This is a genomic window from Paradesulfitobacterium aromaticivorans (assembly GCF_054657415.1).
The window spans coordinates 97,037-109,491 of record NZ_BAAHYT010000004.1 but is presented as its reverse complement, the minus strand read 5'-3'; the positions used below and the strand labels follow the sequence as shown (position 1 = coordinate 109,491).

Below are 12,455 nucleotides of genomic sequence, written 5' to 3'. Positions count from 1 at the left end.
GAGGGGCGCTAAGCGTAGACAGCAAACGAACAGGCTGGAAGCGAAAGCTGAAGTGATTGAGCCCCGAAATCCGTACAAACGGGAAGGTCGATGCCGTTACCAGGGCAGAAGACAACACCGTATGGGTCGTCAATGGCAAGACCATAGCTAAACAACGGCCCAAAGAAAGGTTCACATCCCTGGCGCATCTCATCAACGGGGAGTTGCTGCTTAAAAAGCCCTATTTAACAGCATTTAAGCAACTAAAAGATAGTAGTAAGTCGATTTTACATCGGACCGATGCAAAATCGACTTACTACGAAGTGAGGATTTGGTAAGGTTTTCGCGAAAAAAAGATAAACATCACTGCAATATTGCAGTGATGTTTATCTTTGAATAATAAAGACTATTTGAATATTCAGGCTTGAATAACCATTGACATTGTGTTTTCGACTGTTGGGAGGCAATTATACACCAGTTAGGTTAAGCTGAGATTTTGTTTTTGAAACATGGCATATTACTTGCATCTAGTAAAACATCAAGGAAAAAAATAGGAGGGATATACACTTATGCCAAGGTTCACAGGGAAACCGGCAGAGTCCTTCGATTTCAAGGAAATCATTTGTTATTTAGTTTTAGGAATGATTAGATTATTCAGTAAAAACATACCTAGAGGTGTTGAAAAATGAGATACGCAGAGACAGGGTATAATTTAGAAATTGATTTATCACGTGGAAACATTGAGAGGGTAGAAACTGACCCAAGGTTAACCGAACTTTATCTTGGGGGGCTAGGTTCTAACGCCAAAATATTATGGGATAGGGTTCCCCCTGAAGTTGAACCCTATTCTCCTGATAATCTACTGATATTTAGCGCTGGTCTTTTAACTGGCACACCTGCACCCGGTGCGAATCGTACCATTGTTTCCAGCTTTTCTCCTCAGACTAAGTTAATGGCCTATTCAATGATGGGGGGATTTTGGGCACCGGAATTGAAGCATGCCGGGTATGACAAAGTGATCATTCGCGGCCAGTCCCCCAATCTGGTTTATTTGTGGATAAACAATGACAAAGTAGAAATACGTGATGCCAGTCATCTCCAGGGGAAAGGCACGCTTGAAACGGCAGAACTTATCCGGCGGGAATTGAATGAACCGAACGCTCAAGTAGCTGCTATTGGCCTGGCCGGCGAAAATAGGGTTTATTTTGCTTCCATCGAGCAGGGCCGATCCAGTGCCAGCCGCTTAGGACTAGGCGGCGTTATGGGTGACAAAAGGTTAAAGGCGATTGCTGTTCGTGGCACAAAGGACGTCAATATTGCCCGACCGGCTGAATTTATGGAGCATTGCAACGATGTGCTGAAATATGTAAAATTTCGGGAGAAAAATCCACTTGGAATGGTAGAGCCCATTTTTCAAGGGCTTGGGTCGCCGCAAGAAATGAAAATCCATGATGAAAAGTGGCACACCACCAGTTTCATGTGGGGGAATGCCCGCGTTCGGAGAAAAGATTTTTGGACCGAAGAAGTCGAAAAGAGTTGGACGGAGAGTGCTGAAAATGTGCGGGAGCGGTTATTAAGCTGCTATAACTGTCCGCTAAGTTGCGGGGCATCCGTTGCTTACCCGGGCGTTCCTAAATACATGATGAAATGTTACTCGAAACTTACGTATACCATGGCAGCCATGTCAGACCTGGATTTTGGTTTTAGAATCAATTCTAATGCTCAGGCCTATGGAGTGGACGGATTTACAACCCCGCAAACGATTGCCTTTGCTTTAGAGCTTTATGAAGCCGGGATTTTGACGGACCAAGATCTACCAGGAATGCCGTCCGATACTGAGGAGAGATTTTTCTGGTTCCTTGACAAAATTGTCCGGCGCGAAGGGATAGGAGATATTTTAGCCAACGGCACATATTGGGCGGCCCAACAGATTGGTAAGGGCGCAGAACAGTATGCCCATAACAACATTAAAAAACATGAGCAGCTGCCGCTCAAGCTCGGGATGCTGAACCCTATTTATTTCCTAATGTATTCTACCGGTGAGAAAATAAACATTACCCAAATTGAAGGCCAGTTCCCCCAAGGACCTTTTCCTAACAGAGCGGATCGAGAAGAGTTTATTAAAGATTGGATCCATGTTCCTGACGAAAAGTTTAAACAATATTTTCTGGACTGGGAACCACGCGGAGACAACTCAAATCCATATTACCCAACGGTTGAAATGGCGTGTGAACTTGTTGACTGGATGGAGAGGATGCACTACATTGATGACTCCCTCGGGATGTGCGCCGGTTTGTCCTCATTTCCCCTGAAGCCCGCTTATCATATGCACAATTATCCTGAATTAATCTCAGCGGCGACCGGAATCGATTTCGATGAAGCGGAACTGACGAAAGCCGCCAAGAGAAACCGGACTTTAATTAGAGCGATTAATAACAGAAGAGGCTTAAGAAGAGTGGATGATCGTCCGCCGGAGGACCATTGGAAGCATAGATTTCCTGAGCTTGAAACGAAGCTCTTAGATGAGTATTACAAATTCAAGGGATGGAATAATCAGGGTATTCCGACTCGAGAGACTTTACATGATTTGAATATGGATTACGTGAGCGAAGACTTGGAACAGAGAGGGATTTATGATGAGCAAAGTTAAGAAGAAAGTGAAGGCCATCAAGATCGACCTTGATAAGTGCAATGGCTGCAAGGCTTGTGAAGTTATCTGCGCATCGTTTCACGCTGCGCCAAAATATAGCAGTAATAATCCGGCGAGGGCTCGTATCCGGCTGATTCGTGATCCAATTAGAGACGTATTTCTTCCCGTATACGCCGGTGAGTACACGGCAGCCGAATGTATGGGCAGAGACAAATATGTGATTGACGGCAAGGAATACGACGAGTGTGGCTTCTGCCGGGCTTCCTGCCCATCCAGGGACGCTTTCAAAGAACCCGATTCCGGTCTCCCTCTCAAATGCGATATGTGTGAAGACGATCCGACACTGAAAGAGCCGATGTGTGTTCAGTGGTGCTTAGCGGATGCCCTGACTTACGAAGAAAGGGAAGAGGAAGTCGAAGAAGACGTGAAACTGGACGACATAGAGATCGGACTCAGATCATTGCTTGACAAATATGGACTGGAAAAGCTGGTGGATACCGTGGCCCGCATCTCCCAGAAGGGCTAATCACTAGGAGTCAGAATTCAGAATACTTCGGGATATAAAATTCTGACTACTGTCTCCTGACTACTGACTACTTCATTACTAGAAATTGGATGTGAAAGAAGGGATTATAAGATCGTGGAGACTGTAGCACCCTTCAAAGAGGCAATAGAAGAAATAAAGGAAAACGGTGCCGACGCCGTCAAATTCTGCTATCAATGCGGAAGATGCGATACGGTTTGTCCCTGGAATAGGGTTAGGACTTTCAGTATGCGCAAGCTGATCCGAGAGGCAACCTTCGGTTTGACTGAGATAGAACATGAAGAGATCTGGCGTTGTACGACCTGCGGCAAGTGCGTTCAGAAATGCCCCAGGGACGTTAAGCAAATCGATAACATGATCGCCCTGCGCCGCTTCGCCACAGGATATGGTGTTTTTCCCGGCGCTGTCAAGCCTGTCCGCACCGTAAGCTCAAACCTTGCTGCAGATGGTAACCCCTTCGGTGAAGCACGAACAAAAAGGGCAGATTGGGCAGAGGGTCTCTCTGTCAAAACATTCACCGAAGGCATGGAAGTTTTATATTTCCCCGGCTGCTACCTCAGCTATGACCCAAGATTAAAGAAGGTAGCTGCCGCCACAGTCAAGATCCTCAATAAGGCAGGGGTAGATTTCGGGATACTGGGTACCAAGGAGAATTGCTGTGGTGAAAGCATCCGCAAGACAGGCAATGAGGAATTATTCAAACAGCTGGCCAGGGAAAACATCAAAACTTGGATCGAAAACGGGGTAAAGAAAATCCTTGTTTCCTCCCCTCATTGCTACCAGACATTCAAGAACGAGTATCCTGAAGAATTCAAGGTGAACTTTGAGGTGGTTCATATCTCCCAGTATTTATTCGAGCTTATTAATGAGGGAAGGCTTCAGATCAGCAAGGAGTATGGGAAGAAAATTACGTATCATGACCCATGTTACCTCGGTCGACATAATGGCATATTTGACGAACCGCGAGAAGTCTTAAAGAAGATACCTGGTTTGGAACTGAACGAGATGGCTGAGTCGCGGGAAGAGAGTCTCTGTTGCGGAATGGGCGGAGGCAGGATTTGGATAGAAACTCCAAAGTCTGACCGATTCTCCAACCTCAGATTAGAACAAGCCCTTGAGGTTGGGGCTGAGGAGCTGGTTACTGCCTGCCCCTATTGCATCACTAATTTTGAGGATAGCAGGTTAGTCCTGAACTATGATGACGTCATACAGGTTAAAGACATTACGGAGATCCTCCAGGAAGTGATTTAGCTGACCCGGCCGAACCCGGACAGTACGGGCACATAAAAACGGAAGAGGTGATAGAAAATGGAAGAACTAATGCTAAAAGAAAAAATTCAACAACTTTCTAAAAGTTGTGGAGACAATAATTTTGGAGACGTAATGGTTGTTGGCGGAGGAATCAGCGGTATTCAAGCATCTCTTGACCTTGCCACTGCCGGTTTTAAGGTTTACCTGGTTGACAAAGCGCCGAGCATTGGGGGCCATATGGCCCAGCTTGACAAGACCTTTCCCACCAATGACTGTTCCATGTGAATACTCAACCCCAAACTGGTCGAGGTCGGCCGGCATCCCAATATAGAGGTCCTGACTTATACTGAAGTGGACAGTGTAGAAGGAGAAACGGGAGACTTTAAGGTAACCCTGATTAAAAAGCCCAAATATATTGACGAGAGCATATGCACGGGTTGTACTACCTGTGTAGAATACTGCCCGGTCAAATACCCTGATCAATTTAATCAGGAAATATCGCAGAATAAAGCCATCCATATATATTTCGCTCAAGCAATTCCTCTTGTCACGTATATCGATGAAAGCTGTCTTTACCTTAAAGAGAAGAAATGCAAAATTTGCGAAGGAGTATGTAAGAATAACGCCATAGATTTCAATCAAAAGCCGGAGAAGATAGAAGTAAATGTAGGGGCGATCGTTCTGTCTCCTGGGCTTGAGCCATTTGATCCTAAGCTCCGGAACGACTATGGCTACGGCAAGTTTGAAAACGTGGTAACCAGTATGGACTATGAACGGCTGTTATGCGCCACCGGGCCATACCAAGGGGAGATACTGCGCGCTACGGACAAGAAGCATCCCCATAAAATAGCCTGGATTCAATGTGTCGGCTCCAGAGAGGTTATTCCCGGCGGCAACAGCTATTGTTCAGGCGTATGCTGCACGTATGCCCAGAAACAGGTAATTCTGACAAAAGAACATGACCAAGAGGCAGAGTGTACGATATTCCATAACGATATTCGTTCCTATAACAAGGATTTCGAGCGCTTCTACCAAAGAACAGAGAATCTTCCCGGGGTTCGATTTATAAGAAGCTACGTATCAATAGGAAAAGAGATCCCGGAAAGCAAGAATGTCACGATCAGATATTCTACACCAGATGATGGAGTAAAAGAAGAAGAATTCGATATGGTGGTATTATCCGTTGGGTTGAATCCTCCTGCTGATTATGAGAATCTGGCAGATAAGTTCGGCATTGAGCTCAATTCACACGGATTCTGTAAAACAAACCCTTCCAATCCTATGGAGCCCACCAGGCCTGGGATCTTTGTAAGCGGAGCCTTCCGGGGTCCGACAGATATTCCGGAGTCGGTTTTTAGCGCCAGCGGAGCGGGCTCCCAAATTGGCGAACTCCTTGACTACAGGCGAGGGAAGCTGGCCAAAGAAAGGATATATCCGCCGGAAAGGGATGTCTCTAAAGAGGAGCCAAGGATAGGAGTCTTTGTGTGTCATTGTGGGGCTAATATCGGAAGGGTAGTCAATGTTCCTTCCACAGTTGAATATGCCTTAACCTTACCCAATGTTGTCTACGCTCAGGAACAGCTCTTTTCATGTGCTAGTAATTCAGCCAATGAAATAACAGACATGGCAAAGGAAAAAGGGCTCAATCGAGTGGTTGTCGCTGCCTGCTCCCCCAGGACTCTTGAACCGTTATTCCGGGACACCCTGCGGGAGGCGGGAATTAATCAATATTACTTAGAAATGGCTAATATTAGGGAGCATAACTCCTGGGTCCACGCGAAAGAAAAGGAAGAAGCCACACAGAAGGCAGAGGATATAATCCGGATGTCGGTTGCCCGGGCGCGTCATTTAGAGCCCTTGCAGGAATTTGATTTGCCTGTCAACAAGACGGCGTTGGTGGTCGGAGGAGGCCTGGCCGGTATGACCAGTGCTCTGAGCGTGGCCAACCAGGGACATGAGGTTTACCTGGTGGAAAAGGATACAGACCTGGGGGGAATGGCACGAAGAATTCACCACACCCTGGAAGGACTGGATGTTCAGGCATATTTGCGTGATGTCATAAGCAAGGTTTACAAGCACCCTTTAATCCATGTATATACTGATGCTACCGTCACGGAGGCTGGCGGTTATGTGGGGAATTTTGTAACCAAGGTGAAGTCTGAAGGAAGGGTCACAGAGATAAAACATGGCGCAGCCATTCTCGCCACAGGTGCTGAAGTATACCAACCCACCGAATACCTTTATGGTGAAGATGATAGGGTAATGACCCACCTGGAGTTGGATGAGCAAATCGCCAAAGAGGATGAAAGGCTGCTTAACTCCCAGAGTCTGGTGATGATCCAATGCGTAGGCTGCAGAAATGAAGACAGAAATTACTGTAGCCGGATATGTTGCAGCGAGTCTATAAAGAACGCCTTGAAACTAAAAGAGATAAACCCCCAGATGGACATCTACATTCTCTTTAGGGATATAAGAACGTATGGGTTCAAAGAGGATTATTACCGGGAAGCGGCAAGTAAGGATGTAAGGTTCATCCGCTATGAGCCGCATGATAAGCCTCAGGTAGAAGCTGCCCGGGAGGGTGGTCAGAGTGTCTTAAGGGTTACCGTGACCGATCCTATATTAGGTAAAAAGCTTGAAATAGATGCTGATGCACTCGCTTTAGCTGCCGCTGTTATTCCGTCAGAGGGAAGTCAGGAAGCAACCCGGCTATTCAAGGTAAATTCAAATCCTGATGGTTTCTTCAAAGAGGCCCATGTCAAATTAAGACCTGTTGACTTTGTTGCAGATGGCGTTTATCTTTGTGGAATGGCCCACTATCCCAAGTTTATATCAGAAACGGTTAGCCAGGCTTATGGAGCTGCCGGGCGGGCCTTAACTCTTCTCTCACATGATACAGTCGTAGCCTCCGGCTCTGTGTGCGAGGTGAATGAGCGTAAGTGTATGGGGTGTGGGGCATGTATCTCGGCTTGTACGTATGGTGCCATAGAGTTTCGTGAGACACGACAGGGCAAAAAGGCAGTGGTTAATCCTGTTCTCTGTAAAGGATGTGGTCTCTGTAACGCGAAGTGTCCAACAGGGGCTATTTCACTAAAGCACTATACCGATGAAGAGCTCTTGAGCCAAATTGATGCGGCGGTTCAAGGCTAGTATTCAGGAGAAGACAGGAGACAGGAGACAGGAGTAGGAGCATAAATTTTAACCAGCTTGAATTATTCTGAATTCTGCTCCGTTCGGCCGAAAAAACTCTCTTAGGTGTGGCCGAACGGCGTAAGTCTCCACCGGAGACTTACGTTCCTGAATTCTGAGTACCTTTATTAAGTAAGGAGGTGAGAACGAATGAGTACAGGACTTGAATTTAAGCCAAGAATATTAGGTTTTGTATGCCATTGGTGAGCATACGGCGCTGCTGACATGGCTGGAGTTTCCAGACTACAATATACCAATGAAATCAGGCTTATTCGCGTCATGTGTTCCGGTAGAGTTGACCTGTCATTTGTACTCAGGGCCTTCTCAAATGGAATGGATGGAGTGTTTATTGGTGGTTGCAATTTAAATGACTGTAATTATGAAACTCATGGAAATTACCATGCACTAAACATGGTGCTTCTATGTAAGAAAATAATGGAGCACATCGGGCTGAACCCCGAAAGGTTAAAGGTCCAATTTATGTCGTCCGGTGATGGAATCCTTTTTGCCGAAGTTATGACTGACTTTACCAACACGGTGAAGAAGTTAGGACCTCTTGGCAAAAGCGAAGGAATAGACGAAAATGAATTAAAGTCCAAACTCGAAGAAGTTACAAAGCTAGTTCCCTACATTAAGATGGTGAAAAAGGAGAAACTGGCGACACCCCTTAAGAATAAGAATAAAGAAGAATATGAAGGACTTTTCACCAGTGACGAGATAGACGCGTTATTGCGGGACGTAATCTCGTACTATATTGATCCGGGTAAGTGCCAGGCCTGTATGATTTGCGCTAGGAGATGCCCTGAAGAGGCGATTATAAGTGTCAAGAACCAGATCCATGTCATTGACCAGGAGAAATGCATAAAATGCGGAACTTGCTTTGAAGCTTGCCCCCCTCGATTTGGTGCGGTGACGAAGATTTCCGGCGAGCCTGTTCCGCCTCCTATTCCTGAAGGAGAAAGAACTATAGTCAGAAAGAGTTAAGAAAAAATGAGAGAAATCCCTTTGCCGATTGACTGAAAAGAAGTTAGTTGAAGCAAGGGAAGAGATGACTATTTTGGAGGCAGCATAAAATGTCGGAATAAATCCCGACATTTTATGCTGCTCTTGGTTTAACATCGTGCTATGCTCAGTCTGAAACAGCTCATTTCGCACATGTGGAGCTCTTGTTCACGGCGAAGACCCTTCTTTGTTACGCCACTTGGGAGTGCAATAAAGAAGGCGCCGAACAAGCCCCCTCCCTCTGCGAAGTGATGAGGTAGTTTTTGCAATGCGGCTTGCTGTAAAATTTGATGTTGTATTTTACGAAGTATTAGCATATAATAATAACAACAAGCTGTGGAGGTGTGAAAATGCCAAATATTAAACCGGTTTCAGATTTAAGAAACTATAACGAGGTTCTCCGTTCCTGTCAGATTGGCGAGCCTGTATTTTTGACTAAAAACGGCAGAGGCCGCTATGTCCTTTTGGATATGCAGGAGTACGAAAAGCAGCAGGCTGTAATCAAGCTGCTGTCAAAGCTCTCCGAGGCAGAGGATGCGATTAAAACAGGAGAGGAATGGAAATCACTTGACGATCTCAAGAAAGCATTGGAGGTCTGAGTGTGAAATTCAAAATCCGAATCAACCCCGTGGCAATAACCGATGTTCAGGAGATAAAAGCTTATATTGCCGAGGACAATCCGGCGACAGCCGAAAGAATGGGGAACGATATTTATTCCAAGGTAGAAAAGCTGGCTGACTTTCCTCAAATGGGAGTTTCACTCAGTTCAAGAATCAACATGAAAACGGATTATCGCTTTCTTGTCTGTGGAATCTATCTCATCTTTTACAAGATTGAGGGGGAATTCGTTTCAGTTTATCGTGTTTTGAATGGCATGAGGGATTACCTGTCTATTCTTTTAACAGATGATCTGCCTGAAAACTAAAGCAAAACTATTTGAAGCCGTCACAAAAAATGTAGCGGCTTTCTGTATTTAACGGAGGTGAAAGTATTTACACCCCTTTTATTTTCATTTGCAGTCCTGTTCGCAGCAGGGCTGTATTTTATTCTTACGGATGTGCTGAAGCTGCCCTATCTCAGCACGGCCAAGGCATTTTTAAAATAGCGGCGTTCCCGTTCACAAACTGAAATAGTTTATAAGCTTAAAGAAGGAATTATAGTCGAGCACTTCATGCTTACTTCCAGAATAATACCTGCCGTACCCAATCTTTGAAGCCTAATTTCTTAAGAGTGGGTTTACGCCCATAGACAAGACCGAATCCAAAGTAGCCCTGGTTTTTCTTCATGAAACCTGCATTTTTTTGAAGTCTGGTCAGTAAGCCGGGCTGGGTAGTGACTTTGTCCGCGAGGTCTTTTACCAGCAGCCAATCCTTTTTGAGTTCGTTCATGATCACATTGCCTCTATTCTTCAATGGTTGCGGATTTTTGATGTCAACATCCTGAAATCCCGCTTGGGTTAAAGCATTGCGCCAATCTTCAAAGGGCAATGGATTGGTGTCTGAACCGAAGCATTCCTCCATCTGCCTCCTGAGATTAGCGGGCAATTCTCTGAGCAGGGCCATTTCTAGGTCAGCAACTCTACCCTCAGGCTTTAGTACTCGATAGAACTCCCGGTACACTTTGACTTTATCTAAAAATACCGTTATAGATTCGGCCATTACCAAATCAAAGCAGTTATTGGCAAAGGGTAGATTATTAACATCTGCTACCCTAAACTCGACTAAATGAGAAACTCCTTCTTTCTCCGCCCTTAGACATGCTTTTTCAACTATTTGGGGATTAATATCAACACCCATGATTTTGCAACCAATCGTTTTGGCCAAGTGACAGGCGGTAAGACCGCTGCCACACCCGGCGTCAAGCACATATTCCCCGGGCTTTACTTGCATAGCGTCCAAGTTCTGTTTGGTAGCAGGAAAGCCTCCCGGATGGGAACTGCCTATGCCTAGCCAAGCCAACAGCTCAAAATAGTTCATTTCTTCCACTCTCTTGATTTCTCCCGATACCATGTATTACTCCTCCTTCCATGGCCCTATGGTATTATATTCCATAGATGTACTTGCTGAAACACATTGTGACCTGTTGACAGAATTCCAAACGTGATAAGTTACTCATCTTGGCATTAAGATTTTGCCTATCAGTCATGGGGCGCCTCCGGCTTTGACCCGAAGCTTATGGGATCTTCGTTCCACAGGCTGCGACGTTTTTGTTCAGCCATCTCGAAAAAGTTTAGCCATTTGTTAGCAAGGACGGACTGACAGACTGACGGACGTATCATTAAGCGCCATGATTAATTCGGTTACCAAGAGCATGAGATAATTTCATAGTTGCAGTTTTAATCTTACTGCTAAAGAGAGTCGATATTTTTCCATGAATCCTGAATTAAAAGAATCGATGCAAGAGAGTCTGGTTTCTCCTTGGTATCAATATATCCTTCTAACTTTACAAAATCGTCTTCGATATCGTTTACATAATCATGGTCTATATCCACTTGGAGTATAGGTTTTATTTGTTTCCACGTCTTTTCAGAATATTCAAGGCTGCTCTTTGCATTTCCCCAATCTTCGTTTCGTATATAATTTTCTGTCTGTTTCAGGTGCTTTGAAAAACCACTTTGATTATCAAGAGGTTTTCTTAAGAGACCACAGGAACATGTATTCAATAAAATTGTAGTCAGTAAAAGTGCAATGAAAAATTTTTTTATCAAAGGTAACCCTCCCATAGTTTATTCTGTTGTAGGAATGACGTAGTATGGTTTATCACCTTTTAAATCCACATAGAGATTTCCCTTCGTATCTAACTGTGCCAGCGAAACTTCCTCTATATTCTGTACATTTTGCTTCTTTAATTGATGCTGAAGCCATGCTTTTGTAAGATTTAGGGAGCGTAGGGCATCAGTTAGCAGAACACCGTCCATAACCAGGTTTGTGGGCAGCCCGTCATACTGGGTAGGAACATTTAAGTCGCTAGGGGTTATCGGCTGCTTTTGAGACTTCTTTTGAATACTGATTTTACCGCCAGGCTCAAACATTGCGAACTCAACATCTGCAATACTAAACACACCCTGTGTTCTAAGTTCAGAGATAAGTTCATCGATCGGAATACGAATCCGTTTGAGGTTATTTTCAAGTATTTTCCCATTTTCGATTACAACGGTGGCTTCCCCGGATACTACTTTACGTATCCATACATTATGCATGCTTAAAACTGCCAATAAAATGGCTAATACCGTCCATGTAATCATTCCTGCAAGAGTAGCCAGCGTATTTTCGTTCACTTGCACCGAAAGTGTCGCAGCTATAGAACCGATGGTAATACCCACTACATAATCAAAGAAAGTGAGCTGTGCGACCTGCTGCTTGCCTATTAACCGTATAAAGAATATCAATGCGAAAAAAGAAATAACCGATCGTATGATTACAACATAAGTAATTGGCACGTCATAACCTCCAAACTTTATTATATGATCGAACATTTTATCTAAAACACACATAATAGTCTTTCAACAAAGGCAAAGTTTATACAAACCAATGAATCGAATAAGTTCACCAAGTATTAAAATTCCTTTTAACGAATTAAATTAAGAATAATAGTAAAAATAATACAGGAAAAGGAGGTAATTTTCATGACAGTAGCTTCACAGGTAAAACAAACTTTAGCAAGTTTAAAAGGTGTCCAAGGCACTTTACGGATATATTCAACACAAACTCAGGACGAGGAAACCGTGTCGGTCTATAAAGAAGCTCTGGAAACTACCGAAGCAGTTATAAATGACCTTGAAAAAAGGGTGCAGGTATTAGAATTTCAAGAACCGCAATATAAAGGGAATTAATTGGGGGA

General features: G+C 44.4%; 11 protein-coding genes. 8 read left to right on the top strand and 3 right to left on the bottom strand.

From position 1 onward, the window contains the following. Window positions 1–664: 664 nt before the first annotated feature. From ACYQ2N_RS01145 to ACYQ2N_RS01115, 7 genes are all read left to right on the top strand, one after another. Entirely contained in the window at window positions 665–2,629 is a 1,965-nt protein-coding gene (locus tag ACYQ2N_RS01145; protein ID WP_459997008.1) for an aldehyde ferredoxin oxidoreductase family protein, read from the top strand. 7 nt (window positions 2,630–2,636) lie between these two features. Next, on the top strand, window positions 2,637–3,155 hold the full coding sequence (locus ACYQ2N_RS01140) for a 4Fe-4S dicluster domain-containing protein (protein WP_459997006.1): 519 nt from the start codon (window positions 2,637–2,639) through the stop codon (window positions 3,153–3,155). A 114-nt stretch (window positions 3,156–3,269) separates the two neighbouring features. Further along, window positions 3,270–4,424: a (Fe-S)-binding protein gene (locus ACYQ2N_RS01135; RefSeq protein ID WP_459997004.1), complete on the top strand. Its 1,155-nt coding sequence runs from the start codon at window positions 3,270–3,272 to the stop codon at window positions 4,422–4,424. A 57-nt stretch (window positions 4,425–4,481) separates the two neighbouring features. After that, on the top strand, window positions 4,482–7,574 hold the full coding sequence (locus ACYQ2N_RS01130) for an FAD-dependent oxidoreductase (RefSeq protein ID WP_459997001.1): 3,093 nt from the start codon (window positions 4,482–4,484) through the stop codon (window positions 7,572–7,574). 189 nt (window positions 7,575–7,763) lie between these two features. After that, window positions 7,764–8,597 carry a hydrogenase iron-sulfur subunit gene (locus tag ACYQ2N_RS01125; RefSeq protein WP_459996999.1) on the top strand — a complete coding sequence of 278 codons (834 nt, stop codon included), beginning with the start codon at window positions 7,764–7,766 and terminating at the stop codon, window positions 8,595–8,597. A gap of 368 nt (window positions 8,598–8,965) precedes the next feature. Further along, entirely contained in the window at window positions 8,966–9,214 is a 249-nt protein-coding gene (locus ACYQ2N_RS01120) for a type II toxin-antitoxin system prevent-host-death family antitoxin (RefSeq protein ID WP_459996997.1), read from the top strand. A gap of 2 nt (window positions 9,215–9,216) precedes the next feature. Continuing rightward, window positions 9,217–9,540 carry a type II toxin-antitoxin system RelE/ParE family toxin gene (locus ACYQ2N_RS01115; RefSeq protein WP_459996995.1) on the top strand — a complete coding sequence of 108 codons (324 nt, stop codon included), beginning with the start codon at window positions 9,217–9,219 and terminating at the stop codon, window positions 9,538–9,540. A gap of 250 nt (window positions 9,541–9,790) precedes the next feature. Here ACYQ2N_RS01115 and ACYQ2N_RS01110 read toward each other — a convergent pair whose 3' ends face one another. From ACYQ2N_RS01110 to ACYQ2N_RS01100, 3 genes are all read right to left on the bottom strand, one after another. Continuing rightward, window positions 9,791–10,624, bottom strand: a complete 834-nt coding sequence (locus tag ACYQ2N_RS01110) for a class I SAM-dependent methyltransferase (RefSeq protein ID WP_459996993.1) — start codon at window positions 10,622–10,624, stop codon at window positions 9,791–9,793. Window positions 10,625–10,962: 338 nt separating this feature from the next. Beyond that, window positions 10,963–11,322, bottom strand: coding sequence for a DUF4363 family protein (locus tag ACYQ2N_RS01105; RefSeq protein WP_459996991.1), 360 nt, complete (start codon window positions 11,320–11,322; stop codon window positions 10,963–10,965). Window positions 11,323–11,340: 18 nt separating this feature from the next. Further along, window positions 11,341–12,054: a DUF421 domain-containing protein gene (locus ACYQ2N_RS01100; RefSeq protein ID WP_459996989.1), complete on the bottom strand. Its 714-nt coding sequence runs from the start codon at window positions 12,052–12,054 to the stop codon at window positions 11,341–11,343. A 186-nt stretch (window positions 12,055–12,240) separates the two neighbouring features. On the opposite strand from ACYQ2N_RS01100, the gene ACYQ2N_RS01095 reads away from it, so the two are divergent. Next, complete coding sequence (locus ACYQ2N_RS01095; protein ID WP_459996987.1) at window positions 12,241–12,447, top strand: DUF1657 domain-containing protein; 207 nt, start codon at window positions 12,241–12,243, stop codon at window positions 12,445–12,447. Window positions 12,448–12,455: the final 8 nt, after the last annotated feature.